The sequence below is a fragment of the Rhodococcus sp. Z13_19A genome (genome assembly GCF_058133575.1).
Window position 1 is genome coordinate 960,356 of sequence record NZ_JBYUNN010000001.1, and the last position, 25,986, is coordinate 986,341.

Genomic DNA, 25,986 nt, shown 5'->3' on the forward strand with positions numbered 1-25,986 from the left:
TCCGCGCGACGAGGGGGAGGAACGCGCCATGAACCCGGTTGAGGCGGTGCGGGGGCCGCTGGGGCGGTTGGGGTCGTCGGTGCTCAACGGCCTGGAGGTGCTCCGCCTGGGCGGGCTGGACACCGAGGACGAGTCCGCGCCCTACGAGGTGGTGACCGAGCGCCGCAACTTCCGGCTGCGCCACTACTTCCCCGCCGCCGACGATGCACGGGACCGTCCGGTGGTGCTGCTGGTGCCGCCGATGATGCTCGACGCCGGGGTCTTCGACGTTTCGCACAGCTCCAGCGCCGTCACCGTGCTCGACTCGCTGGGCATCGACACCTGGGTGATCGACTTCGGCGCACCCGACCGCGAGGAGGGTGGCCTGGAGCGCAACCTCACCGACCACGTCCTCGCCATCAACGAGGCGGTCGACCTGGTGTGCGAGGCGGTGGGCCACGACATCTCCCTCGCCGGCTACTCCCAGGGCGGCATGTTCTGCTACCAGGCCGCCGCCTACCGGCGCAGCAAGAACCTGGTCAGCGTGGTGACCTTCGGCAGCGCGGTGGACACCCGGCCGATCATCGACCACTTCGGCCTGCCCGAGGACCTCACCCTGCGCGCTGCCGGATTCCTGGCCGAGCACGTCTTCCCACGCCACCAGGTCCCGGCGTGGCTGTCCAACACCGGCTTCCGGCTGCTCGACCCGGTCAAGTCGGTGCGCTCGCAGGTGGAGTTCGTGCTGCAGCTGCACGACAAGGAGGCGCTGCTGCCCCGGGAGCGCCAGCGCCGCTTCCTCGGGGGTGAGGGCTTCGTCGCCTGGTCGGGTCCAGCCGTGGCCGAGCTGCTCACCCAGTTCGTGGTGCAGAACCGGATGCTGGAGGGCGGCTTCGTCATCGACGAGGAGTCGGTCACCCTGGCCGACATCACCTGCCCCGTCTTCGCGGTGGTCGGCACCGCCGACTCCATCGCACCCGCCGCCGCCTGCCGGGCCATCGGCCACGCCGCGCCCCAGGCCGAGGTTCACGAGATGCCCATCCGGGCCGGGCACTTCGGCCTGGTGGTGGGCTCGGCGTCCAACACCGTGGTGTGGCCGACCGTGGCTGGCTGGCTGCACTGGCTGGCCGGCCAGGGTCCACGTCCGCAGGCGGTGGCCGAGCTGGGTTCGGAGAACCCGCGCTCGCACGGGCCGTCGGTGCTCACCCAGGGCGTGAACCTGGTCGCTGACGTGGGGCTGGGCACCTCCCGGTCGCTGGTCAGCGCCGCCACCCGCAGTGCCCGGCTGGTGGCCGAGCTCGGTGGCGAGGCGTTCTCCCAGCTGCCGCGCCTGGCCCGCCTCGAGCAGATCACCCCGCGCACCCGCATCTCGATGGCCTCGCTGCTGGACGAGCAGGCCGACCGCGCGCCCGAGGACGTCTGCTTCATGTTCGCCGGCCGGGCGCACACCCACGGCAAGGTCAAGGAGCGCATCGACAACGTCGTGCGGGGCCTGCTCAGCACCGGGGTGCGCCAGGGCGAGCACGTCGGTGTGCTCATGGAGACCCGCCCCAGCGCCTTCACCGTGCTGGCCGCCCTCAGCCGGGTGGGTGCCGTGGCCGTGATGCTGCGCCCCGACGGCGACACCGCCAAGGAGGCGAAGCTGGGGGGGATCACCCGGGTGATCGCCGACCCCGAGCTGGCCAGCCACGCGGTGGCGGCCGAGATCGGCCCGGTGTACGTGCTCGGTGGCGGCGGTGACCCGCGCGAGCTGGACGGCGTGATCGACATGGAGCGGATCGACCCCGCGGCGGTGACCGTGCCGTCGTGGTACCGGCCCAACCTGGGGCGCGCCGCCGACCTGGCCTTCATCCTGTTCACCGGCAGCCCGGCCCAGACCCGGGTGCGGCGCATCTCCAACCACCGGTGGGCGCTGTCGGCGTTCGGCACCGCCTCCTCGGCGTCGCTGTCGCCGGTGGACACCCTGTTCTGCCTCACCCCGCTGCACCACCCGTCGGGGCTGATGACCACCCTGGGTGCGGCGCTGGCCAGCGGGTCGCGGATCGCGTTCACCACCGGCTTCGACCCCGCCACCTTCTGGGAGGAGGTCCGCCGCTACGGGGTGACCGTGGTGTCCTACACCTGGACCATGCTGCACGCCCTGGTGGAGGCGCCGGTGCAGCCCGGGGAGGCCTACCACCCGGTGCGGCTGTTCCTCGGCTCCGGCGCCCCGCGGGGGCTCACCCGCCGACTCACCGAGCGCTTCGCCCCGGCCAAGGTGGTGGAGTTCTACGCCACCACCGAGGGCGAGGCCATCCTGGTCAACCGTCGTGCCACCAAGCCCGGCTCGATGGGCCGCGCCCTGCCCGGCACCGCGCGGCTGCGCGTGGCCGCCTACGACGTGGACCGCAACGCCTTCATCGAGGACGAGCGCGGCTACGCCCGGCAGGCGAGCACCGACGAGATCGGCATGCTGCTGGCGCGGGCGGACAACGCCATGGACGCCATCACCGACAGCCCGCTGCGGGGGGTGTTCGCCAGGGAAGACGCCTGGCACGCCACCGGCGACCTGTTCTGGGTGGACGCCGACGGCGACCACTGGCTGGTGGACAACGTCGCCACCCTGATGCGCACCTCGCACGGCGTGGTGTTCCAGCTGCCCGTGCAGTACGCGCTCAGCGACACCTGGGGGGTGGACCTGTGCGCCACCTACCCGGTGCCCTCCCCGGTGGACGGCGAGGTCTACGCGGTGGCCGCGGTGACGCTGCGCCACGGTCGCGAGCTCACCACCCAGGACGTCACCGCCGCGCTGTCCTCGCTGGCGCCGCACCTGCGACCCGACCTGGTGCACGTGGTGGACTCCGTGCCCACCACCACGGTCTACCGGCTGGACACCACCGAGCTGCGCTCCGCCGGACTGCCCAAGCCCGGCCCGACCACGTGGTGGCACGACCCCCGCAAGAACGGCTACGTGCCCCTCACCGCGGCCCGGCGCCGCACGCTGTCGGCCAGCAAGCCCGCCTCGGCGCGCCGCGCCGAGGTTCGCGACCCCGCCTGAGCACACCGGAAAAGCCCGGCTGCCCTGGTGGTGCACGCCGGCACGGCGACTACAGCAGGTGGATCGTCTCGATTCTCGGGTCCTCGGCGAGGCGGGTGAGGATCCCGCGGGGCACGAGAATCGTTGACCGGCGTCGGCGGGCGCACCTATGCTCACTGAAATGATTTCTAGTTATTGAGCCCGTGCCCGCGAACCCCAGGAGCGCCTCGTGCTGACCGACTCGTACACCGCCGCCATCGCCGAGGCCGAGAAGCTCATCGAGAGCGCACCGCACGTGCGCAGCGAGCAGGACCTGGTGGAGGGCTACCAGTACCTGGCCGGGTGCATCCTCGGCGCCACCCACTCCGCCTGGGCCACCGACAAGACCCACCCCACGTTCACCGAGGGCACGAGCCTCTACACCAAGCAGGGGCTGGACAACCCGGACACCTTCTACTACGGCACCCGGGTGCACGCCGACACCGAGTACGTGGTCACCGGCGTGCGCGGGACCACGGTGGACCTGGCCTTTCAGGTGATCGCCGGGGGCTACACCGACGACAACGTCCCCGGCAGCGCCGCCGCCTTCGACGACCGCGAGATCGACGTGGCCGCGGACGGCACCTTCGAGGTCCGCTTCGGACCCGAGCCCGCCAATGGGCGGCGCAACTACGTCACCCTGGCCCCGGGCTCGACCACGCTGGTGGTGCGCGAGGTCTACAACGACTGGTCGGAGAAGCGCGGCACCATCCGCATCCAGCGGGCCGACGCCATCGGCACCGCCCCGGCCCCGCTGGACCGCGACACCGCCCAGCGCCGCTACGACCGGGCCGGCCGCGACCTGGTCACCCGGGTGAAGACCTGGCTGCAGTTCCCCGAGTGGTTCTACCTCAAGCTGCCGGTGAACACCCTCACCGAGCCGCGCATCACCCCGGGCGGCCTCACCACCCAGTACTCCTCGGTGGGCCACTACGACATCGCCGAGGACCAGGCCATCATCATCACCATCCCGGTCCCCAGCGAGGAGGACTCCCCCTACCTGGGCTTCCAGCTGGGCAGCCTCTGGTACGTCTCGCTGGACTACGTCAACCACCAGACCTCGCTCAACCGCTCCCAGGGTCAGGTGGACCCGGACGGCAACATGCGGCTGGTGGTGAGCGAGCGCAACCCCGGCGTGACCAACTGGCTGGAGACGCTGGGCCACTCGCGCGGCTACCTGCAGTTCCGCTGGCACCGGGTGGGGCGGCCGATGACCGCCGCCGACGGCCCCACCATGGAGATCGTGCCGGTGGCCGAGGTGGCACAGCACCTGCCCTACGCCGAGCGCAACGCCATCACCCCGCAGGCGTGGGCGCAGCGCATCGCCCAGCGCCAGGCCCAGGTGGCCGACCGCATGCCCGGCTGAGCAGCTGCGCACCGGCCCCCCCGAAGCCGCCGGACTCGGAAGGGACACTCGGACTCGGAAGGGACACAGGGGCGCAACGGTCCTGACGCGTCCGGGAATCCATCTCGCCCGGGGTGCCGCGCTGGGGCATGCTGCGGTGGGAGTCCACTGTCGTACTCGAGGAGACCGCACCATGGCGATGCCGAGCATGCTTCATGACCACCGCCCCTGCGCCGTGGTGCGCGGGACTCCGGTGATCACCGAGCGCCGCGTCCGGGCCAACGGCTTTCGCAGCCGCAGCCTGTCCGTGGACGGCGGCGGACCGCCCATGCTGATGCTGCACGGCTTCTCCGACACCGCCGACACCTGGCGACCGGTGATGCGGGAGCTGGCGGCGCGGGGGCAGCAGGCCACCGCGGTGGACATGCCCGGCTACGGCCGCGCCGACCGCACCCGGCCCGGGGCGATGCTCCCGCAGATCGAGGGGTTCGTGGCCGAGCTGCTCGAGCGCAGCGGCCCGGACACCATCCTGGTGGGCAACAGCCTGGGCGCGCTGGCCTCGCTGCGCACCGCCGCCGCGGTCACCAGCGAGCTGGGCGGGGTGGTGGCCATCTCCCCGGCGGGCTTCGGCCACTCCCGGTTGATCCGCTACGCCGAGCACGCGGGCCTGGCCACCAACCTGCTGCGAGTGCCGTTCGTGCCCAACCGCCTGATGGAGGCGATGGTGGGCAAGGCCTTCGCGCGGATGGCCTGCGGCAACCACGCGCTGGCCGACGCCGAGGCGGTGAAGGCCTACGCCGAGCAGTTCCGCCAGCGGGCCGACGTGCGGCGCATCCTCGGGGCGGGCCCGGCCATCATCCGGGAGATCAAGGCCGCCGCAGACACCCTCACCCTGGACTGCCCGGTGCTGGCCATCTGGGGCTCCCGCGACCGGCTCACCCTGGTGGGTGGCAGCGAGGAGCTGATGGACACCCTGCCCGACAGCGAGCTGGTGGTGCTGCCCGGCTTCGGCCACTGCCCGCAGCTGGAGGTTCCCGACGGCGTCGCCGAGCTGCTGCTGAACTTCTCCAGCCGGACGGCGGCCGCACCCGCTCGGTAGCCTCAGCCGCATGCCGAGCACCGCACGCACCCGTCCCACCGCCCTCGTCACCGGCGCCACCCGCGGCATCGGTGCGGCCACCGCCCGCGCGCTGCACACCACTCACGACGTGCTGCTGGGCGGTCGTGACGTGGCCGCCCTGGAGCGCCTGGCCGCGGAGCTCCCCGGCGCACAGCCGTGGCCGGTGGAGATCACCGACGACGACGCCCTGGCCGCCGCCTGCGCCGACGTCGCGACGCTGGACGTGCTGGTGCACTCCGCGGGCATGGGCGGCATCGGCCCGGTGGCCAGCACCTCCGCCGCGCAGTGGCGGGCGATGCTCGACCTCAACGTGGTGGCCGTGGCCGAGCTGACCCGGCTGCTGCTGCCCGCGCTGCGCAGCGCCCGCGGGCACGTGGTGATGATCAACTCCGGCGCCGGGATCAACGCCAACCCCGGGTGGAGCGCCTACGCCGCCAGCAAGTTCGCGCTGCGCGCGCTGGCCGACTCGCTGCGCGCGGAGGAGGCCGACAACGGCGTGCGCGTCACCTCGGTGCACCCGGGCCGGGTGGACACCGACATGCAGCGCGAGCTGCGGCGCACCGAGGGCGGGGAGTACGAACCGAACAAGTACCTCACCCCGGAGTCGGTGGCCTCCGCCGTGCTCACCGCCGTGCTGGCCGGCGAGGACGGGCAGTACACCGAGCTGGTGCTCCGCCCGCTCACCCGCTGACGGCTAGGGAACCACCGCGCTACAGGACGACGTTGACCAGGCGGCCGGGCACGTAGATCACCTTGCGCGGCTCCTTGCCGTCCACCAGCGCCGCGATCTTCTCGTCGGCCAGGGCCGCGGCGAGCACGGCGTCCTTGTCGGCGTCGGCGGGCACGGTGATCACCGAGCGAACCTTGCCGCCCACCTGCACCGGGTACTCCAGGGTGTCGGCCACCAGCCAACGCTCGTCCGCGGTCGGGAACGGGCCCTTGACCAGCGACTCGGCGTGGCCCAGCCGCTGCCACAGCTCCTCGGCCAGGTGCGGGGCCAGCGGGGCGACCATGAGCACCAGGGCCTCGGCCACCGTGCGCGGCGCACCACCGGGGTAGGCCTTGGTGAGGTGGTTGGTCAGCTCGATCAGCTTGGCGGTGGCGGTGTTGTTGCGCAGCGCCACGTAGTCCTCGGACACCCCGGCGATGGTCTTGTGCAGCAGCCGCAGCGTCTCCTCGCCCGGCTGGTCGTCCACCACGCGCAGCTCACCGGTGCTCTCGTCCACCACCGACCGCCACAGCCGCTGCAGGAAGCGGTAGGCGCCCACCACGTCCTTGGTGGCCCAGGGGCGGGAGGTGTCCAGCGGACCCATGGACATCTCGTACACGCGCAGGGTGTCGGCGCCGTAGGCGTCGGCCATCTCGTCCGGGGAGACGGAGTTCTTCAGGCTCTTGCCCATCTTCCCGTACTCGCGGTTCACCTCCTGGCCCTGGTGGAAGTACTTGCCGTCGGCCTCGGTCACCTCGTCGGCGGGCACGTAGACGCCCCGGGAGTCGGTATAGGCGTGTGCCTGAATGTAGCCCTGGTTGTAGAGACGCCGATACGGCTCTAGCGAGCTCACGTGCCCCAGGTCGTGGAGCACCTTGTGCCAGAACCGGCTGTAGAGCAGGTGCAGCACCGCGTGCTCCACGCCACCGACGTACAGGTCCAGCCCGCCGGGATCGTTGGGGCCGTGCACGTCGGGGCGCGGACCCATCCAGTACGCCTCGTTCTCCGGGGCGCAGAACTGCTCGTCGTTGGTGGGGTCGATGTAGCGCAGCTGGTACCAGGAGCTGCCCGCCCACTGCGGCATGACGTTGGCGTCGCGGGAGTAGTGCTGCAGCCCGTCGCCCAGGTCCAGCTCCAGGTTCAGCCAGTCACTGGCCTTCGCCAGCGGCGGAGCCGGCTCGGACTCGGCGTCCTCGGGGTCGAAGCTCACCGGCTGGTAGTCGGCCACCTCGGGCAGCTCGACGGGCAGCATGCTCTCCGGCAGCGCCACCGGCGCGCCGGCGTCGTCGAAGACGATGGGGAACGGCTCGCCCCAGTAGCGCTGGCGGGCGAAGAGCCAGTCGCGCAGCTTGTACTGCACGGTGCCGCGGCCCAGTCCGCGCTCCTCCAGCCACGCGATGATGGTGGCCTTGGCCTCCTCCACCCGCATGCCGTCGAGGAAGCCGCTGTTGATGGCCACGCCGTCGCCCAGGTAGGCCCCGTCGGTGAAGCCCTCCGGCGGGGCGATGGTGCGCACGATGTCCAGGCCGAACGCGGTGGCGAAGTCCCAGTCGCGGGAGTCCTGGGCGGGCACGGCCATGATGGCGCCAGTGCCGTAGCCCATCAGCACGTAGTCAGCCACGAACACCGGGACCTGGGCCCCGTTCACCGGGTTGGTGGCGTAGGAGCCGGTGAACACCCCGGTCTTCTGCTTGTTCTCCTGGCGCTCCATGTCGGTCTTGGCCGCGGCGGTGCTGCGGTAGGTGGCCACCGCCTCGGCGGGCGTGGGCGCGCCGCCGGTCCAGCGCTCGTCCACCCCCTCCGGCCAGGCGGCGGCGGTGAGCTGGTCCACCAGCGGGTGCTCCGGGGCCAGCACCACGTAGGTGGCGCCGAAGAGGGTGTCCGGGCGGGTGGTGAACACCTCGACCGCCGGGGCCTCGGCCGACGCGTCCACCTCGGCGGGGCTCACCGCGAAGCTGACCTGCGCGCCGCGGGACCGACCGATCCAGTTGCGCTGCATGGTCTTGACCTTCTCCGGCCAGTCCAGCAGGTCGAGGTCGTCGATGAGGCGGTCGTTGTAGGCGGTGATCCGCATCATCCACTGGCGCAGGGTGCGCCGGAACACCGGGAAGTTGCCGCGGTCGCTGCGCCCGTCGGCGGTGACCTCCTCGTTGGCCAGCACCGTGCCCAGGCCGGGGCACCAGTTCACCGGCGACTCCGACAGGTACACCAGGCGGTGGGAGTCGACCACGCGACGCTGCTCGGTGCGGGAGAGCTCCGCCCACGCCCGGCCATCGGCCAGCTCGCGGGTGCCCGCCTCGTACTGGGCCACCAGCTCGGCGATCGGGCGGGCCTTGTCGGCGTCGGTGTCGTAGTAGGAGCCGTGGATCTGCAGGAAGATCCACTGTGTCCACTTGTAGAACTCGACGTCGGTGGTGGCCACCCGGCGGCGCTCGTCGTGGCCCAGGCCCAGCCGGCGGATCTGCGCCAGGTAGCGCTCGATGTTGGCCTCGGTGGTGGTGCGCGGGTGGGTGCCCGTCTGCACCGCGTACTGCTCGGCCGGCAGGCCGAAGGCGTCGAAGCCCATGGTGTGCAGCACGTTGCGCCCGACCATGCGGTGGTAGCGGGCGTAGACGTCGGTGGCGATGAACCCCAGCGGGTGCCCGACGTGCAGGCCAGCGCCGGAGGGGTAGGGGAACATGTCCTGCACGAAGAGCTTGTCCGCGGGCACCGGCCCGTCGGCCAGCGGGCCCACCGGGTTGGGTGCGGCAAAGGTGTTCTGCTCGGCCCAGCGGGTCTGCCAGCGCTGCTCCAGCTCACCGGCCAGCTCGGCCGTGTAGCGGAACGAGGGGATCTCTTCGGTACTCACGGTCAGCAGCGTAGTCGGCGGCCGAGAGGGTCCTGCCGCCCTGCTCAGCGGGTGCTCGTACCCTTGTCCCGTGCTCGACACCGTCGCCCTCGTCCTCGCCGTGCTGCTCGTCGTGGCTGCCCTCGCCCTCGCGGCCGTGGCGCTCGCCGGACTGCTGCAGCGGCTGCCCCGCAACCGGTGGGCCGGCGTGCGCACCCCCGCCTCGCTGGCCAGCGACGACGCCTTCCGCGTGGCCAACAAGGTGGCTGCAGCACCGATGCTCGCCGCCGCCGCGTTCTGCGCCGTGGGCGCGGGCGCGCTGCTGGGCCTGGACGGGTGGCTGCGACCGGTGGCCGTGCTGGTGGCCGCGGCCGCCGCGCTGGTGACCGCGGGTGCTGGTGGCGCGCTGGGCGCCCGCGCCGCGGAGGCGGCCCCGAGCTGCGCTCCCGAGCAGTGCGCGTCGTGCACGGGCTGCTCGCTGCTGGACGCCAGGCAGGGCTAGCCGGTGACCAGCACGCGGCCGGACGGTGGGGTCTCGGCGAGCGTGCTGGCCGAGGTGGCCGCCGCTGGCGCCGAGGACGCCGGTGGCCTGCCCGTGGAGCTGCTGGGCGACTTCCTGCCGGTGGTGACCGCGGCCGTGGTGTCCGGGCGTCCGCTCACCCGCCGCCAGCTCACCGGCTACCAACCGTTCGGGGAGACCGCCGCCCGCCAGGGAGTGGCCCTGCGCGCGCTGCTGGACCTGTACTCCTCCGCGGCCTGGCGGCTGTGGCGGCACCTGCCCGCCGTGGTGGGCGCGCGCCGTGACCCGGAGGCGGTGGTGGTGGCCGGCGAGGTGATGCTGCGCGCGGTGGACGACGTGGTGGCGGCGCTGGCCGAGGGGTTCCAGCTGGCTCAGCGGACGCTGGTGCGCAGCGAGGAGTCGGCCCGCCGGGAGTTCATCGACGACCTGCTCACCGGTGGCGCCGGGGTGGCCAGCGTGCTGCAGCGTGCCGCCGGGTTCGGCCTGCACCTGTCCGGCCCGCACGCGGTGGCGGTGGTGGCCGCCGAGCGCCCCTTCTCCGACGGCACCCCGCTGATCGGCATGCTGGAGCGCGCCGTGCTGGGCAGCAAGGGCGACTCCGACGCGCTGGTGGCCAGCAAGGAGGGCCACCTCATCGTGGTGTTTCCGGCGCCCGACCCGGATGCGGTCAGCCACGTGATGCACCAGCTCACCTCGCGGCTGGGCCCGCGCCCCGACGCGGCCGAGGCACGCGCCCGGACGTGGCAGATCGGGGTGGGCCGTCCCGGGGTGGGCGCCGAGGGGGTGGTGGCGTCCTACCAGGAGGCTCGTGACGCCCTCGACCTAGCCGGGCGCCTGGACCTGCAGGACCCGGTGGTCGACGCCAAGGACATGCTGGTCTACCACGTGATGCTGCGTGACCGCCCGGCCATCAGCGACCTGGTGCGCAGCGTGCTCACCCCGCTGCTGGAGGCCCGTGGTGGGGCAGAGCCGCTGCTGGCCACCCTGGCCGCCTACTTCGGCTCCGGTGGCAACGCCGCCCTCACCGCCCGCCGGCTGCACCTGTCGGTGCGGGCGGTGACCTACCGCCTGGAGCGTGTGCAGCAGCTCACCGGCCACGACCCCACCGAGCCGTCGCAGCAGTTCCCCCTGCAGGTGGCCATCATGGGCGCCAAGCTCCTCGACTGGCCGCACGTCCCCCTGCCCTGACCCCCTTCTCCCGCGGGGCGTTCAGGGCCCTTGACGCCCTTTTCGGGGCCGTCCCGGGGGGAGGGCGGCGACGTGAGGACGGTCGCACCTGGAGCAGTGACCTAGGCGCCCAGGGCGATCGACGGCCACGCGCCGCCTCCCCGGTGAACCGAGTGGCCCGGATCGCTGCGCACACCTTGCGACCGCGGCACACTGCGAGGTGACGGCCCGGCCACAGCTCGGCTACGGCGACCACGCAGCCTCGCCAGGGTGTGGGTGGGTCTGGACGAGGACGGGAGCCCCGCTGATGCTGCACCTTCGACGCCTGCCCCGCATCGGGCGCTCGGTGCCGGTGACGCTGTCCTACCTCGGCGCCCTGGGCACGGTCGGGCTGGCGCTGAGCACGGTCGGCACGCACTGGAAGGACGCGGTGATCTCCGCGGCCAGCACCAACGTGCACAACCTCAGCCAGTGGCGGCTGAGCACCCTGGTCTCCAGCGCCTTCGTCATCGCCGAGGGCCCGGTGTGGTTCACCTGCCTGGGCGTGGGCGCCACCCTCGCGCTGGCCGAGCGGGCCTGGGGCGGCTGGCGGATGCTCAGCACCTTCGTGGCGGGCCACCTCCTCGCCACCTCGCTGGTGGCGGTGGGCCTGTGGTTCGGCATCAGCAGCGGCTGGTTCCCGGTCTCGTGGAGCCAGGCCACCGACGTCGGCGTGAGCTACGGGGTGTTCGCCGTGCTCACCGCCCTCACCTTCGCCGTCCCGCGCGGCTGGCGGCTGACCTGGGCCGCGGTGTGGCTGGTGCTGGCGGTGCAGGCGGTTCTCAGCGCGCCCACGTTCACCGCGGTGGGCCACCTGGTGGCCGGCGTGGTGGGTCTGGTGCTCGCGGCGCTGGTCCACCGGCGCCACCCGCTCACCCCGCGCCGCCCGATGACCACCCGCGGCTCGCTGGCCCTGCTGGCGTGGGCGTCGCTGTTCGGGCTGTGCATCGTGGGGTGGGCGACGCCCGGCTGGTGGTCGGCCCCGGTGCTGGCGGCCGTGGTGGTGCTGGCCACCCGGATCCGCCCGGTGGGCCGTGCGGACCTGCCGGTCAGTTGCGCTCCAGCTCGATCGGGTGAGTCGCCAGCAGCGCCATCGGCATCGGTTGTCGTCGCAGCACCCGTCCCCACAGGTCGACGCGCCCTGGTACCACCACGTCGCTAGGCAGCGCCGGCACCACGAGCCAGTCCTCCCGCTCCAGCTCGGCCTCCAGCTGCCCGGCCGACCAGCCCGCGTAGCCCACGAAGATCCGCACGCCCTCGAGCACCGGCGCCAGCTCGTCGGGCTCCGCGTCCAGGTCCACCATCACCACCCGCCCGTGCACCGGGCGCAGGCCGGAGACCCCGTCGGCGGCCGCCCCGGGACGCAGCAGGCCGAGGCACAGCGCGGAGTCCCGCTTGACCGGACCACCCACGAACAGCGCCTGCGGGCGCACCGTGTGCGGCGCCCAGCCGGGCAGCACGTCGTGCACTGCCGTGTCGCTGGGACGGTTGAGCACCACGCCGAGGCTGCCGAGCTCGTTGTGCTCGATCACGTAGATCACCGTGCGGCGAAAGGTCTGCTCCACCAGCTCGACCGAGGACACCAGCAACGACCCCGACCGCACCTGCGTCAGCTCCACGCCTCAATCCTGCCATCGCCGGTGGTCGGCGGCGGGTGGAACTCGGTTCGCCGCGATGCGGGCCCGCTCAGCCGAGGCGGTGCACGAGCCCCTGGTAGCGGGCGCCGAGCAGCCGCGGCAGGGCGGCGATCACCCGGGAGTCCGGGCCCACCAGGATCCGCGGCTTCTCCCGCTCCAGCCCGCGCATGATGGACCTTGCAGCGCCCTGCGGGGTGGTCATGGCGATCTTGTTGAACGCCTTGGCCGACTCCATTTTGTTCTCCGAGGCGGTCACCCGGGCGTTCTCGGCGATGTTGCTGCGCACCCCCCCGGGGTGGACCAGGCTCACCTGCACCGGCACCTGGTCAGCCAGCAGCTCCATCCGCAGCGCCTCGGTGAAGCCGCGGATGGCGAACTTCGAGCCGTTGTAGGCGGCCTGCTTGGGAAAGGCCATCAGCCCGAAGACGCTGGATACGTTGGCCAGCTGGCCGTCGCCGCTGGCCGCGAGGTGCGGCAGGAAGGCCTGCGTGCCGTGCACCATGCCGAAGTAGTTGATACCCATGATCCAGCGGTGGTCGGCGTCGGTGAGCTCGGCGACCCGGCCGGTGACCGACACCCCCGCGTTGTTGACCACCAGGTCCACCCCGCCGAAGTGCTCGACCACCTCCTCGGCGTGGGCGCGCACCGCCTCCCGGTCGCTGACGTCGAGCTTCCACGCCCGGGCCTGCGCCCCCTGCTCCTGGCACTGCCGCACGGTCTCCTGAACGGCGTCGCCCTGCACGTCGCTCAGCGCCAGCCGGGCGCCCCGCTCGGCCAGGTTCAGGGCCAGCGCCCGGCCGATGCCCGAGCCTGCGCCGGTGACCACCGCGGTCTTGCCCGCATACCCGCGGCGCGCCTTCACCGGGTCCGCCGGATCAGGCCGCCCTTGGCCGGGGCCATGGTCACGTGGGAGTGCTTGTGCTTCTCCGCCGCGGGTCCAACGTGCTCGAAGTCCATCGCGTCCAGGATGGTCCGCAGCGCCACCACCATCTCCTTGTGCGCGAACAGCGCACCGATGCAGCGCCGCTTGCCGCCGCCGTAGGGGATGAACTCGTTGGTGGCGAGCTTGCGGTCCAGGAACCGCTCCGGCCGAAACACCTCCGGGTCGCCCCAGATCTTCGGGTCGTTGTGGATGGCCTCCAGCTGCGGGTTGAGCATGGTGCCCTTGCCGAAGGTGTAGCCGCCCAGCTCGATCGACCGGCTCGTCTTGCGACCCACCCCAGGCAGCACGGTGCGCATCCGCAGCGTCTCGTTGACCACGGCGTCGAGGTAGCTGTCGTCAGAGGTTCGCGCCTTCTCCCGCACCGCGGGGTGCCGGGAGAGCAGCTCCATCGCCCAGGCCAGGGAGGTGGTGGTGGTCTCGTGCCCGGCGCCCACCAGCGACATCAGCTGGTTGCGCAGCCACTCGTTGTCCTTGCCCGAGCTGCGCACCAGCAGGGACAACGTGTCGGTGCGCTCGTCCAGGTCGGACGCACCGCGGCGCTCCTCGATGAAGGCGTCCAGCAGCTCGTTGGTGCGGGCGATGAGCCGGTCGAAGGACCGCCACGGCGGGATCTTGCCCAGCTGGGGGAAGACCATCCAGGTGCTGCCGACCAGGGTGATCTCCGAGGCCTTGGTCACCGCGGTGCGCAGCTCGTCCATCTGCGGGCCGCTGACCGCACCGAAGACGGTGCGCAGGATGACCTCGAGGGTGATGGCGCGGGCCTCGTCGACCATCTTGATCTCGTCGCCGACCTTCCAGGAGGCGATCCGGCGCTCGGTCTCCTCCCGCATGATGTCGGCGTAGCCGTTGATGGCCTTGCCGCGGAACGGCGGCATCAGGGCCTTGCGGGTCTGGGTGTGCTCCTCCCCGTCCACGGAGAGGATGCCCCGCTCCCCGAAGATGGCCTTGAGGAAGATGCCGTTGGTGACGCCGGCGTGCAGCGTGTCGTGCGGGCCGGCGAAGATCGCCGCCACCAGCTCGGGGTCGGCGATGTAGACCGACTTGCCCATCGGGAACGCCTTGGCCACGTGCACGTCGCCGAAGCGGCGCTGCGACCAGCGGGAGAAGCCGATGGTGTGCCGCAGGCCCAGGTACAGCTGGGCGATCCCGGGCATGCGCGACCCCCGGGCTGGCTTGCGGCCGTGGGCAACCGGGCACTGACCTGCGGCCGCGGCGGGTGTCTGCTCCTGGGTGCTCATGCATCAGTTCCTGAACGACGGGGGCAACGACGGGTCAACAGTACGTGCCGCGGCACCGTTCTCAGCACCTGCGCCGCATCCCGCTGGTCAGGGCGTCACCCGACCTTGGGTGTGCTGCGGGCGACGATGGCGGCAGTGTCCAGCCCGGACGGCAGGGTGCCGTAGACGCTGCCCCAGTCCCCACCGAGGCGGCTGGCGCAGAAGGCGTCCGCCACCGCGGGGTGGCCGCTGCGGACCAGCAGCATCCCCTGCAGGGCCAGGGCCAGGTGCTCGGCGACGCGGCGGGCACGGTGCTCCAGGTCGCCGGGGTCGGCCAGGTCGCGCTTGACCACGGCGACGGCGGCGTCCAGGCGGCGGTCGGCGCCAGCCACCGAGTCCAGCTCCGCCAGGAACACCGCCAGCGCCTCCGGCTCGCGGGCCATCGCGCGCAGCCCGTCCAGCGCGGCGACGTTGCCCGAGCCCTCCCACACGCTCAGCAGCGGAGCCTCCCGGTACAGCTTGGGCATGCCCGACTCCTCGACGTAGCCGTTGCCGCCCAAGCACTCCAGCGCCTCCGCGGCGTGGCCGGGGCCGCGCTTGCAGACGAAGTACTTGCTCACCGACAGCCCGATGCGCCGCAGCGCCGCAGCGTGGGTGTCGCCGACCTCGGCCTGGTCGGTCAGCCCGGCCAGCCACAGCGCCACGGTGGTGGCCGCCTCGGCCTCCACGGCCAGGTCGGCCAGCACGTTGCGCATCAGCGGCTGGTCCACCAGCTGGGCACCGAAGGCGGCCCGGTGGGCGGCGTGGTGGCTGGCCTGGGCGATGCCGGTGCGCATGCCGGCGGCGCTGCCGATGATGCAGTCCAGCCGGGTCATGTTGACCATCTCGATGATGGTGCGCACCCCGCGCCCGGGCTCCCCGACGCGCCAGGCCACCGCCTCGTCGTACTCCACCTCCGAGCTCGCGTTGGAGTGGTTGCCCAGCTTGTCCTTCAGCCGCTGCAGGTGCATCCGGTTGCGGGTGCCGTCGGGCAGCACCCGGGGCAGCAGGAAGCAGGACAGGCCGGCGTCGGCCTCCTGCGCGAGCACCAGGAAGACGTCGGACATGGGCGCGGAGGTGAACCACTTGTGCCCGGTGAGCAGGTAGGTACCGGCTCCGCCCGGGACGGCGCGGGTGGTGTTGGCCCGGACGTCGGAGCCGCCCTGCTTCTCGGTCATGGACATCCCGGCGATCAGTCCGCGCTTGCCCAGCGGCGCCCGCAGGCCGAAGTCGTACTCCCGCGAGGTCAGCAGCGGCTCGTAGGCCGCGGCCAGCTCGGGGTTGGCCCGCAGCGCGGGCACGACGGCGTTGGTCATGGAGATGGGGCAGCCGTGGCCGGCGTCCACCGTGCTCCACACCAGGAACTTCGCGGCCCGGGCCACGTGCGCACCGGGGCCGGGGTCGCTCCACGGCGAGCCGTGCAGCCCGTGGGCCACCGCGGTCTGCATCAGCTGGTGGTAGGCAGGGTCGAAGTCCACCTCGTCCACCCGGTGGCCGTAGCGGTCGTGGGTGCGCAGCACCGGTGGGTGTGCCTCGGCCAGGGCGCCCCACTGCTGGGCCTGCTCGCTGCCGGCCAGGCGGCCCAGCTCGTGCAGGCTCTCGGTGGCCCAGGAGGCGTCCTCGCGGGCCAGGCCCTCCAGCAGCACGGGCCAGTCAGCCGCGTCGTGGCCCACCAACGGCGGAACCTGGTTGGTGACCTCGTGCGTGGGCGTCATGCCGTCCTCCGATGCTGCGCTGGGCGCTCACTCGCTGGCAGGCGCGGGCCGGGTCCGGCACCGCCTGCGCGGCCGCGGTGGACGCGGCGACCTCACGGCTGCAGGCGGTGCGGACGACCTCGGCGAAGAGCTCTGCCTTGGTGGGGAAGTACCGGTAGACGGTGCCCGTGCGCGGCCTGCAGCAGGTCGTGCCGCACCGCGTCCAGTCGCTGCTGGACGGCGGGCGTCCTGCGGTAGGCCACGCACGGAGTGAATCACTGTTCAGAACATCACTCAAGGGTCTCCGGGACCCCCGGGATGGACTACTCGAAGAGGGGCAGCACCGACTGCAGCTCGTCGGCGATGGAGGTGGGGACGATGTAGCCGTCCTGCTTCTCGATCTGCTCCAGGTTGGCGGCGATGTCCTCGACGCTCGGCTTGGCACCCTTGCCGGCGAACCAGCCCGGGGTCAGGCCGGTGAAGACGCGGGCGTAGCGACCACCCAGGGCGGAGAAGGCCTCGTGGGTGAGCTCGCTGGCCTCGCTGGCCAGGAACACCGTCATCGGGACGACGAGCTCGGGGGAGAATTGGTCGCCGTTGGCGCCGAGGAGCTCCTCGGTCATGCGGGTGTAGGCCACCGGCATGATCACGTTGCTCTTGATGTTCGACTTGGCGCCCTCGATGGCGAGCACGTTGGACAGGCCCACCAGGCCGGCCTTGGCCGCACCGTAGTTGGCCTGGCCGAAGTTGCCGAACACGCCCGCGTTGGAGGCGGTGAAGACGAAGCGGCCGTAGCCGTGCTCCTTCATGTTGGCGAACGCCGGCTGGCTCACGTAGAACGCGCCGCGCAGGTGCACGTCGAGCACCGCGTCCAGGTCCTCCCAGGACATCTTCAGGAAGCTCTTGTCCCGCAGGATGCCGGCGTTGTTGATGACGATGTCGACCTTGCCGAAGCTGTCGATGGCGGTCTGCACGATCGCCGCGCCGCCCTCGGGGGTGGACACCGAGTCGTGGTTGGCCGCCGCGCGGCCACCCTTGGCGACGATCTCGTCGACGACCTTCTGGGCGGCGCTGTCCGAGCCGCCGACACCGTTGACGGATCCGCCGAGGTCGTTGACCACGACAGCGGCACCGCGGGCCGCCAGCTCCAGGGCGTAGGCGCGGCCCAGGCCGCCGCCCGCGCCGGTCACGATGGCTACGCGGTCATCAAAGGTGATCTCGGACATGTGGATCCTTCCGATCGAAGTCAGGTGGGGTTACCAGCGGGTACACGGTAGCCGCGCGCCGCTCTCCGCCCACCTCCGCGTCGGCGAACCCGTGCTGCGGAACGGGCCCGTGGTGATGAACACTCGACCCACGCGGTGGCCGTCGTGGCTGCTGCCGGACCGACACAGGAGGCGACGAGGATGACCGAGCCAACCACGGCCGGGACCCAGGCGACCCACGGCGAGCTGGGTGCCCCGCTGGTGACCAACAACCCGGACGAGAGCCGGTTCGAGCTGCGGGTGGACGGCAACCTGGTGGGGCTCGCCGACTACCGCGTGCACGCCGGCCGGATGGTGTTCACCCACACCGAGGTCGATCCCGGCCTGGGCGGTCGCGGGCTGGGCGGGGTGCTCATCGGCGCCGCCCTGGCCGAGGTGCGCAACCAGGGGCTCTCCGCCGATCCGCAGTGCTCCTTCGTCGACGACTACCTCAACCGGCACCCCGAGCACGCCGACCTGCGCCACCGCCACTGAGCATGCTGGTCCCGCGGGCGCTCAGCCCAGGTGGGCGCTGAGCTCCGCGCCCACCACCTGCAGGTGCGGCGGGGCGATCACCTCGGCGTGGGTGCACGGCAGGTCCACCACGCGCACCGAGCCGGACACGTGGTCCTGCCAGCCGCGCGGGTCGAGCCAGTGCTCCCTGCGCGGCGCGGTGGCAGCGAAGAAGAGCACGTCGCCGTCGAAGTGCTGCGGTTGGTGCGCCCGCATCAGCTCGGTGTTGCTCACCACCACCGCCACCATGGCCGAGAGCACCTCCGGGCTCAGCTCGGCCATCGCGCTGTTGGCGGTGCGCAGGGCGGCCACCACGGTGGCGGTGTCCAGCGCGGGCACGGTCTCCGGGTCGATGCCGGCCATGGTCAGCAGCGCGCGCCGGGAGTCCTGCTCGTCGGGCAGCTCCAGGCCCTGCCACTGCTCGGCCGGGTAGGCGTCCAGCAGCGCCAGCAGGGCGACCTCCTCCCCGGCGGCGCGCAGCTGCACGGCCATGGCGTGAGCGACCGCTCCGCCGACCGACCAGCCCAGCAACCGGTAGGGACCCTCCGACTGGCGGTGCCGCAGCAGCTGCACGTAGCTGGCCGCCATCTCCTCCAGGGACGCGGGCAGGGCGTCGGTTCCGCCGGCGAGCCCGGCCGCCTGCAGGGCGTGCACCCCCACCTCGGGGGGCAGGTGCGGCAGCAGGCGGGTGTAGCACCAGCCCAGCCCGCCGGCCGGGTGCACGCACCACAGCGGGGCGGCGGCGCCCTCCCGCAAGGTCAGCATGCTGCCGGTGCCCGTGTCCCCGGCGCGGTCACCGCCGTCAGCCAGCACCGCTGCCAGCCGTCGGGGGGTGGCGGCTCCCACCACCGCGCCCACGGAGACCTCCGTCCCGAGCGCCGCGGTCACGCTGCGGGCCAGCACCGCGGCGAGCAGGCTGTGTCCGCCGAGGTCGAAGAAGTTGTCGTCCGGACGCACCTGTCCGACGTCGAGCACCTCGGCGAACAGCCGGCAGAGCAGCTCGTCGCGCGGGGTGCCGGCCACGGTGTCCGCCCCGGTGGCCAGGGTGGGGGCCGGCAGCGCCGCGCGGTCCAGCTTGCCGTTGGCCGACAGCGGCAGCTCGTCGAGCACCACCACGGCGGTGGGCACCAGGTGCGCCGGCAGCTCTCGGCCCACCGCGGCCCGCAGGGCGCCGGGCAGGTCAGCTCCGGGCAGGTCAGCTCCGGGCTCGGCACCGTGGCTTGGCTCGGTCACCACGTAGCCCACCAGCCGCTGGTCGCCGGGGCGGTCCTCCCGCAGCAGGACCGCCGCGTCGGCCACCGCCGGCAGCCGCCGCAGCGCGCTCTCGACCTCGCCCAGCTCGATGCGCATGCCGCGCAGCTTCACCTGTCCGTCGGTGCGGCCCAGGTAGCGCAGCGCGCCGTCGCTGCGCCACTGGACCAGGTCCCCGGTGCGGTACATCCGTCCCGGCCCGAACGGGTCGGGCAGGAAGCGCTGCGCGGTCAGCTCGGGGCGGTGCAGGTAGCCCTCGGCCAGCTGCACGCCGGCCAGGTACAGCTCACCGGTGACACCCACCGGAACCGGCCGCTGGTGGGCGTCCAGGACGTAGGTGCGGGTGTTCCACACCGGACGCCCGATCGGGGTCTCGGTGTCGTGTGGTCGGCACGTCCAGGCGGTGACGTCCACGGCAGCCTCGGTGGGCCCGTAGAGGTTGTGCAGGGCCACCCCGGGCAGGCTGCGCAGGAGGCGCCCGGCGGTCTCCGCCGGCAGCGCCTCCCCGCTGCAGAACACCTGGCGCAGCACCACGGTGCAGCGCGACCGGGCCTCGGCGTCGGCGGCCAGCTCGTCCAGGAACAGCCGCAGCATCGACGGGACGAAGTGCACGGTGGTGATCCGCTCGGTGCCGATGAGCTCGGCCAGGTAGCGGGGGTCGCGGTGCCCGCCCGGCTCGGCCAGCACCAGCACCGCCCCGGCGATGCTGGGCCAGAACAGCTCCCACACCGACACGTCGAAGCCGGACGGGGTCTTCTGCAGCACCCGGTCGGCCACGTCGATGGGGTAGGTGGCCTGCATCCACAGCAGCCGGTTGACGATGGCCCGGTGGCTGACCACCACGCCCTTGGGGTTTCCGGTGGAGCCGGAGGTGTAGATGACGTAGGCGGGGTCCTCCGGGCGCGGGTCCTCCGGCGAGGCTGCCGCAGCCGGGCCTGCGGGGATCGGATCTGCGGCGGCCGGGTCCACGGTGGGCACGCCGGCAGCTGCGGCGACGTGGGCCAGCCCCACCTCGGCGGTGGTGACCAGGCAGGCGGGGCGGGCATCGGCCAGCAGGTAGGCCAGCCGCTGCTCGGGGTAGTCGGGGTCCAGCGGCAGGTAGGCGGCGCCGGCCTTGAGCACGGCGTGCAGGGTGACCAGCAGCTCGGGACCGCGCGGCAGCCCCACGGCCACCACCGTGCCCCGGCCCGCGCCGGTGGCCCGCAGCGCCGCGGCCAGCGCGTCGGAGCGCTGCGCCAGCTCGGCGTAGGTCAGCTCCCCACCCGCGCCCCGGACCGCCGGAGCGTGCGGGGTGCGCTCGGCCTGCTCGGCCAGCAGCGCCACCAACGTTGTGTCCGGCACCGGGTGGGCGGTGTCGTTCCAGCGGTGCAGCACGGTCTCGCGCTCCTCGGCGGTGAGCACCTCGACCGTGCTGGCCGCCACCCCGGCGCCCTGCTCGCCCACGGTGCGCAGCAGCCCGAGCACCCGGTGCAGGTGGGCGGCGGGGGCGCTCGCGTCGTAGCAGGCGGGGTTGGCCTCCACCGACAGGCTCAGCGCCGGTCCCGCCGCGCGCTGGCGGCGCACCACGGTGAAGTGCAGGTCCTCCACCGGACCGGTGGAGAGCGTGTGGGAGGTGGCTGGAGCACCGCGGAAGGACAGCGTGGGGGCGTAGGCGATGACGTTGACCAGGGGGCCGAACAGCCGCTGGCCGGGCCCGGAGCGGCGCAGGTCACGGCGCAGCTGCTCGTAGCGGTAGTGGCGGTGCCGGGCCAGGCGACGGCGCTGGGCGGTGACCGTGGCGGCCACGTCGGCCACCGTGTCGTCGGGGGCCACCGGCACCGGGGTGGCGGCGATGTTCATGACCATGGCGGGGGTGCTGGCCCCCACTCCGCCCAGGCGGTTCATCTGCGGGATGCCCAGCACAGGCTGGCTGCTGGTCATCCGGTGCAGGTACACCGCGTGCACGGCGAAGAGCAGGTCCAGCCACGACGTCCCGGCCTCCTCGGCCGCGGCCTCGACGGCGGCCAGCTCCTCCGGGCCCAGCTCGGCGGTGGCGGACAGCGCCACGGCCGCGGGGGCAGCCGTGCCGTCGGTGAGGCTGCGGGCGGGCTCCACCTCAGCCAGCATCCCGGTCCAGAACTCCCGGTCGGCGGTGGGCTGGTCGCTGGTGCGGTAGTCCTGCTCGGCGTCGAGCACCTGGGCGAAGCCGCCGTCGGGGCGCACCGGCACCGGCTCGCCCGCGCACAGGGCGGTGTAGGTCTCGGCCACCCGCTGCTCCAGCAGCGCCACGGCGTAGCCGTCGACGGCGAGGTGGTGCGCGCGCTGGTACCAGAGCACGTCGCCGCCGGGCAGCACCAGCAGCGCTGCGCCGTAGAGCGGGTTGGCCAGCGCGCCGGGCAGCGGGGCGGCGGTGCTGTCCAGCTGGGCCGGGCGCGCGAGGTCGGCGTGCATCCACTCCAGCGCCGCCGCGTGCGCGGCCGGTCGGTCGGCGGGCGCGGTGAGGTCGACCACCTCCACCCGGGCGGGCACCGGCGGGCCCACCTGCTGCCAGGGCTCACCGTCGGCGCCGGTGCCCAGCACCAGCCGCAGGCTCTCCGTCTCGCTGCTGACCAGCCGAATGGCCTCGCGCAGCGCGGCCAGGTCCACCGGTGCGGGGATCTCCACGTACGCCGCGGTGGACAGCGCGGGGCTCGTCGGGTCCAGGCAGTGCGCCATCCACAGCGCCAGCTGCGCCTCGGTCAGCGGGCGACGCGGCGGCCCAGCCGGCGAGGGGGTGGGTGACGGGGCGTCCAGGGTGGTGCTCATCGGTACCGGCGCTCCTGCTCAGTGCTGGAGCACGGCGTGCCAGGACCGCACGGTCGGCGTCTCGGACAGCTCGGCGAAGCTCACCGTGGTGCCCGCAGCCACGGTGGACTCCACCAGGCTCATCAGGCGGATGGAGTCCAGCCCCAGGTCCACCAGGTCGTCGTCGTAGTCGATGCTCTCCGCGGGCTCGCCGAGCAGCGCGGCCACCCGGTCCCGCAGCGCGTCCAGCCCGGCCGTGTCGGTCTCGGTGGCGCTCTCGCGGGATCCGTCGCCCAGCTCGGTGAGCAGCTGGTCGGTGTCCAGGACGCGGGCGCAGCGGCGGGCGGCGTAGGACAGCGCGCTGGCGTGGTCGTCGCGGCTGAAGTCGGCCACCGCGTCGGCGACCAGGAACGCCTGCACGTCGTCCATGAACGCCTCGGTGGCCGTGACCTGGCAGCCGATGTGGGCGTAGACGCCGGTGATGAGCAGCTGGTCGCGGCCCCACTCCCGCATCAGCTCCCGCAGCGGGGTGCGCTGGAAGGCGCTGTAGCGCCACTTGGTGAGCACGGTGTCCTCGCTGGTCGGGGCCAGCTCGGCCACCACGTCCGGGGCCCCGCCGGCAGCGGACAGGCCTGGACCCCAGAAGTCGGTGAGCAGGGCGCGCTCGGCGGGGTCCTGGTCACCGGGCTGGCAGGTGAACACCACCGGGATGCCGGCCGCCGTGGCGGCCTCGCGCAGCTGGCGGATGCGCGGGACCACGCTGGCCAGCGGTTCCTGCCCGCGGGGGAAGACGTCGACGAAGTGGTTCTGCATGTCGTGCACCAGCAGCACCGCGCGGGCGGGGTCGGCCGGCCAGCTGACCTTGTTGGCGGGGGCGTCGGCCGCGGTGGGCGGGACGTAGCTGGCGATGGTGGGCAGGCCGCTGGGCCGGGCGGCCGTGCTGGTGGGGAGGGTGCTGGCGGGGAGGGTGCTGGTGCTCGTCTGCTGCGAGGTGCTCATGCGGGGCTCCTTCGGGCGTCAGGTGAGGTCGGTCAGGCGTGCGGGAGCAGCTGCTCGGCGATGGCGGTGCGCAGGTCGCGCTTGCTGGTCTTGCCCACCCCGGTGGCGGGGAAGGCCGCGACGGCGACGACCCGGTCGGGCACCTTGTAGGCGGCCACCCCGCGGGCGGCGAGGAAGGCCGCCAGCACTCGTCGGGTGAGGGTGGTGGGCTCCACCTCGGCGCGGGGCACCACGAAGGCGCAGGTGCGCTCGCCCAGCATGGCGTCGGGCATCGCCACCAGGGCCGCGTCGTGCACGTCGGGGTGGGCCAGCAGGTGGTTCTCCACCTCCTCCGGTGCCACCTTCTCCCCGCCGCGGTTGATCTGGTCCTTGGCCCGGCCCTCCACCCGGACGTGGCCGGTGTCGGTGACGCTGGCCAGGTCGCCGGTGCGGTAGAAGCCGTCGGCGGTGAAGGAGCGGCGGTTGTGCTCCTCGGCCCGGTAGTAGCCCTGGATCGTGTAGGGCCCGCGGGTCAGCAGGTGCCCGGTGGCGCCCACCGGAAGCGGCTGGTCGCGGTCGTCGACGATGCGGAGCTCGTCGTCCGGGGAGATCGGCCGGCCCTGGGTGGTGACGACGAGCTCCTCGAGATCGTCCAGGCGGGTGTAGTTGACCAGGCCCTCGGCCATCCCGAAGACCTGCTGCAGGGTGACGCCGAGGGTGGGCCCCACCCGGCGGGCGGCGCTCTCCGGCAGCGGGGCGCCGCCGATCTGCAGCACCTGCAGGCTGGACAGGTCGTGGCTGCGGGCACCGCCGTCCACGGCCTGCAGCCACACCAGGGCCAGCGGCGGCACCACCGCGGTGATGGTGACCCGCTCGCGCTCGATGAGCGCGAAGGCCACGTCCGGGCGCCCACCGTCGGCCAGCACCACCCGTCCGCCGACGCAGAACACCCCAAAGCAGCCGGGCGAGCTCATCGGGAAGTTGTGCGCCACCGGCAACACCGCCAGGTAGACGGTGTCGGCGTCCAACCCGCAGATCCGGGCGCTCTCCCGCAGCGTGTAGAGGTACTCGTCGTGGGTGCGCGGGATCAGCTTGGGCAGGCCGGTGGAGCCGCCGGAGAGCTGCAGGAACGCCACGTCGGTGGAGCACGGAGCAGCCACCTCGGCCAGCACCTCGTCCGCCGCCGCCAGGCTGTCGGCGTAGCAGTCGGCCAGCGCGGTGAGGTCGCCGTGCGCACCCGGCGCGCCCACCACCAGGACGTGCTCCAGGGTGGAGCTCTCGGACAGCAGCTGGGCGGCCAGCGGGCGCAGGTCGGCGCCGTCCAGCTGCTCACCGAGCACGTAGGCCCGGGCCTCGGTGTGCGCGACGAAGTAGCTGATCTCGCTGCCGCGGTGGGCGGGCAGCGCGAACACCGGCAGCGCCCCGAGCCGGTACAGGGCGAAGCAGACCTCGAAGAACTCGGTGCAGCCGCCCACCTGCACCACCACCCGGTCCTGCGCTCCGATCCCGCGGCGGTGCAGTCCCGCGGCCAGCCGCTGGGAGCGCTCCTGCAGCTCGGCGTAGGTGGTGCGGCGCTCGCCGTCGACCAGGGCCACGCGGGCGCCGTGGGCGTCCACCTGCTCGTGCAGCAGGTCGGTGAAGGTCTGCCCGGTCCAGTAGCCGGCGGCCTGCCAGCGGGCCACCTCCGCCGCGGGTCGTTGCACGGCGCCGGGCAGGTAGCCGCTCACAGCGAGTGCTCGATCCCGAGCGCGGTCAGCATGGTCTGGAACTTGGCGCCGGTCTCGGCCGCCTCGGCCGCGGGCGTCGAGCCGGCGACCACCCCGGCGCCGGCGTACAGCCGCATCCCAGTGCCCGCGGTCTCCGCGCAGCGGATGGCCACCGTCCACTCGCCGTCGCCGTCGGCGTCCACCCAGCCCGCGGCACCGGCGAACAGGCCGCGGCCGAAGGGCTCGAGGCGCTCGATGGCCGTGGCAGCCGGGGCGGGCGGCAGCCCGCAGACCGCCGGGGTGGGGTGCAGCGCCACGGCCAGGTCCAGCGCGGTGGTGGCCGGGTCGGCCAGGGTGCCGGTGATACGGCTGGCCAGGTGCCACATCGAGGCGGTGCCCACCACCACCGGGGTGGGCGTCACCAGCGTGGTGGTGCACAGCGGGCTCAGCACCGCGGCGACGTCGTCGGCAACGATGGCGTGCTCGTGCAGGTCCTTGGCCGACACCAGCAGCGCGTCGCGGCGGCAGCGGTCCTCCACCGGGTCGCTGCTGCGCGGGGCCGACCCGGCCAGCGGGGTGGCGGTGACGGTGGTGCCGGCGCGGGAGACCAGCAGCTCGGGGCTGCACCCGACGAAGGCGGTTCCGGCGCGGGTGGGCACGGCATAGGCGTAACCGGTGGCGTCGCCGCGCAGCAGTGCGCGCAACAGGGTGGGCACGTCGATGGGGGTGTCGCCCCGCACGTCCAGGGCGCGGGCCAGCACGATCTTGTCCAGCGTCTCCGCACCGATGAGCGCCAGCCCCTCGGCCACTGCGCTCTCGTAGTCGGCGACGGCCGGCACCGGGCGCACCTGCCAGTGCTGGTCCACCGCGGGTGCGGTGACGGGCGCGTCCAGCGCTGGGTCCACCGTCCACAGGCGCTCGGGCACGAACAGCTCGGCGGGCTCGGCGGCGGAGAACGGGATGGCCCCCACCACGGTGCCCACCCCACCGCGGTCGGCGGCCGCGCGGGCCGCAGCCGTCGCAACCCGGCCGAGGGCGGCGCGCGCCGTGTCGGCGGGCAGCTCGGTGTGGCGTCCCCTGGCCAGCAGGCAGCGGCGGGCGGAGCGGAAAAACAGGTCGTCGGCGGTGTAGGTGTCGAGCAGGTCGGCGCAGGTCCGGGGCTGCTCGGCCACGGAGCCGGGGTTCCGCGCGGGTGCTGCGGTGGTGGGCTGAGGCACGAGGGTCCTTTCGGTGCAGGGCGGTC

The 25,986-nt window shown here is 73.2% G+C and carries 18 protein-coding genes; 8 read left to right on the forward strand and 10 right to left on the reverse strand.

The annotated features are described in order from the left end of the window. Positions 1-28: 28 nt before the first annotated feature. The 4 genes from AC3YNX_RS04500 to AC3YNX_RS04515 all read left to right on the forward strand — a co-directional run bounded on the left by AC3YNX_RS04500 (position 29) and on the right by AC3YNX_RS04515 (position 6,187). Complete coding sequence (locus AC3YNX_RS04500; protein ID WP_489994722.1) at positions 29-3,013, forward strand: AMP-binding protein; 2,985 nt, start codon at positions 29-31, stop codon at positions 3,011-3,013. Positions 3,014-3,221: 208 nt separating this feature from the next. After that, positions 3,222-4,397, forward strand: coding sequence for a hypothetical protein (locus AC3YNX_RS04505; RefSeq protein ID WP_489994723.1), 1,176 nt, complete (start codon positions 3,222-3,224; stop codon positions 4,395-4,397). Positions 4,398-4,569: 172 nt separating this feature from the next. Then, positions 4,570-5,475 (forward strand): alpha/beta fold hydrolase, encoded by a 906-nt coding sequence (locus AC3YNX_RS04510; RefSeq protein ID WP_127784509.1) that lies wholly within the window; start codon positions 4,570-4,572, stop codon positions 5,473-5,475. A gap of 10 nt (positions 5,476-5,485) precedes the next feature. Then, positions 5,486-6,187 carry an SDR family oxidoreductase gene (locus tag AC3YNX_RS04515; RefSeq protein WP_127784510.1) on the forward strand — a complete coding sequence of 234 codons (702 nt, stop codon included), beginning with the start codon at positions 5,486-5,488 and terminating at the stop codon, positions 6,185-6,187. A gap of 19 nt (positions 6,188-6,206) precedes the next feature. Here the strand turns inward: AC3YNX_RS04515 and leuS are convergent, their stop codons facing one another. Then, a complete protein-coding gene (gene leuS, locus AC3YNX_RS04520) occupies positions 6,207-9,053 on the reverse strand; it encodes a leucine--tRNA ligase (protein WP_489994724.1) in 2,847 nt (948 codons plus the stop codon). A gap of 70 nt (positions 9,054-9,123) precedes the next feature. Here leuS and AC3YNX_RS04525 point away from each other — a divergent pair, with 70 nt between their 5' ends. The 3 genes from AC3YNX_RS04525 (at position 9,124) to AC3YNX_RS04535 (ending at position 11,920) form a co-directional block, all read left to right on the forward strand. Further along, the gene (locus AC3YNX_RS04525; protein ID WP_489994725.1) at positions 9,124-9,534 is read left to right on the forward strand and encodes an SdpI family protein; all 411 of its coding nucleotides are present in this window, start codon (positions 9,124-9,126) and stop codon (positions 9,532-9,534) included. A 3-nt stretch (positions 9,535-9,537) separates the two neighbouring features. Beyond that, positions 9,538-10,740, forward strand: coding sequence for a PucR family transcriptional regulator (locus AC3YNX_RS04530; RefSeq protein WP_241249437.1), 1,203 nt, complete (start codon positions 9,538-9,540; stop codon positions 10,738-10,740). 286 nt (positions 10,741-11,026) lie between these two features. Then, complete coding sequence (locus AC3YNX_RS04535) at positions 11,027-11,920, forward strand: rhomboid-like protein (RefSeq protein ID WP_489994726.1); 894 nt, start codon at positions 11,027-11,029, stop codon at positions 11,918-11,920. On the opposite strand, the gene AC3YNX_RS04540 is transcribed toward AC3YNX_RS04535, so the two are convergent. The 5 genes from AC3YNX_RS04540 to AC3YNX_RS04560 all read right to left on the reverse strand — a co-directional run bounded on the left by AC3YNX_RS04540 (position 11,808) and on the right by AC3YNX_RS04560 (position 17,514). Beyond that, a complete protein-coding gene (locus tag AC3YNX_RS04540; protein ID WP_489994727.1) occupies positions 11,808-12,377 on the reverse strand; it encodes a YqgE/AlgH family protein in 570 nt (189 codons plus the stop codon). The genes AC3YNX_RS04535 and AC3YNX_RS04540 overlap by 113 nt on opposite strands. Before the next feature lie 67 nt (positions 12,378-12,444). Further along, a complete protein-coding gene (locus tag AC3YNX_RS04545; protein WP_489994728.1) occupies positions 12,445-13,257 on the reverse strand; it encodes an SDR family NAD(P)-dependent oxidoreductase in 813 nt (270 codons plus the stop codon). Beyond that, positions 13,254-14,576, reverse strand: a complete 1,323-nt coding sequence (locus AC3YNX_RS04550) for a cytochrome P450 (RefSeq protein ID WP_127784515.1) — start codon at positions 14,574-14,576, stop codon at positions 13,254-13,256. The genes AC3YNX_RS04545 and AC3YNX_RS04550 overlap by 4 nt, the downstream gene beginning before the upstream one ends. 95 nt (positions 14,577-14,671) lie before the next feature. Beyond that, positions 14,672-16,309 (reverse strand): acyl-CoA dehydrogenase family protein, encoded by a 1,638-nt coding sequence (locus AC3YNX_RS04555; protein ID WP_489994729.1) that lies wholly within the window; start codon positions 16,307-16,309, stop codon positions 14,672-14,674. A gap of 302 nt (positions 16,310-16,611) precedes the next feature. After that, a complete protein-coding gene (locus AC3YNX_RS04560) occupies positions 16,612-17,514 on the reverse strand; it encodes an SDR family NAD(P)-dependent oxidoreductase (RefSeq protein ID WP_127784517.1) in 903 nt (300 codons plus the stop codon). A 180-nt stretch (positions 17,515-17,694) separates the two neighbouring features. On the opposite strand from AC3YNX_RS04560, the gene AC3YNX_RS04565 reads away from it, so the two are divergent. Beyond that, entirely contained in the window at positions 17,695-18,027 is a 333-nt protein-coding gene (locus AC3YNX_RS04565) for a GNAT family N-acetyltransferase (RefSeq protein WP_489994730.1), read from the forward strand. A 21-nt stretch (positions 18,028-18,048) separates the two neighbouring features. Here the strand turns inward: AC3YNX_RS04565 and AC3YNX_RS04570 are convergent, their stop codons facing one another. The 4 genes from AC3YNX_RS04570 to AC3YNX_RS04585 all read right to left on the reverse strand — a co-directional run bounded on the left by AC3YNX_RS04570 (position 18,049) and on the right by AC3YNX_RS04585 (position 25,960). Then, entirely contained in the window at positions 18,049-22,080 is a 4,032-nt protein-coding gene (locus AC3YNX_RS04570; protein ID WP_489994731.1) for an amino acid adenylation domain-containing protein, read from the reverse strand. An 18-nt stretch (positions 22,081-22,098) separates the two neighbouring features. Continuing rightward, positions 22,099-22,977, reverse strand: a complete 879-nt coding sequence (locus AC3YNX_RS04575; RefSeq protein ID WP_489994980.1) for an isochorismatase family protein — start codon at positions 22,975-22,977, stop codon at positions 22,099-22,101. Between the two features lie 113 nt (positions 22,978-23,090). Continuing rightward, a complete protein-coding gene (locus AC3YNX_RS04580; protein ID WP_489994732.1) occupies positions 23,091-24,764 on the reverse strand; it encodes a (2,3-dihydroxybenzoyl)adenylate synthase in 1,674 nt (557 codons plus the stop codon). Further along, positions 24,761-25,960 (reverse strand): isochorismate synthase, encoded by a 1,200-nt coding sequence (locus AC3YNX_RS04585; RefSeq protein ID WP_489994733.1) that lies wholly within the window; start codon positions 25,958-25,960, stop codon positions 24,761-24,763. Before AC3YNX_RS04585 ends, AC3YNX_RS04580 begins: the two co-directional genes overlap by 4 nt. Between the last annotated feature and the right edge of the window lie 26 nt (positions 25,961-25,986).

Bases quoted from the DNA above. Each gene is read 5' to 3' on its own strand.
- AC3YNX_RS04570 (WP_489994731.1), bottom strand. From the start codon at position 22,080: ATGAGCACCACCCTGGACGCCCCGTCACCCACCCCCTCGCCGGCTGGG.
- AC3YNX_RS04535 (WP_489994726.1), top strand. From the start codon at position 11,027: ATGCTGCACCTTCGACGCCTGCCCCGCATCGGGCGCTCGGTGCCGGTG.
- AC3YNX_RS04555 (WP_489994729.1), bottom strand. From the start codon at position 16,309: ATGACGCCCACGCACGAGGTCACCAACCAGGTTCCGCCGTTGGTGGGC.
- AC3YNX_RS04565 (WP_489994730.1), top strand. From the start codon at position 17,695: ATGACCGAGCCAACCACGGCCGGGACCCAGGCGACCCACGGCGAGCTG.
- AC3YNX_RS04550 (WP_127784515.1), bottom strand. From the start codon at position 14,576: ATGAGCACCCAGGAGCAGACACCCGCCGCGGCCGCAGGTCAGTGCCCG.
- AC3YNX_RS04560 (WP_127784517.1), bottom strand. From the start codon at position 17,514: ATGTCCGAGATCACCTTTGATGACCGCGTAGCCATCGTGACCGGCGCG.
- AC3YNX_RS04500 (WP_489994722.1), top strand. From the start codon at position 29: ATGAACCCGGTTGAGGCGGTGCGGGGGCCGCTGGGGCGGTTGGGGTCG.
- AC3YNX_RS04510 (WP_127784509.1), top strand. From the start codon at position 4,570: ATGGCGATGCCGAGCATGCTTCATGACCACCGCCCCTGCGCCGTGGTG.
- AC3YNX_RS04515 (WP_127784510.1), top strand. From the start codon at position 5,486: ATGCCGAGCACCGCACGCACCCGTCCCACCGCCCTCGTCACCGGCGCC.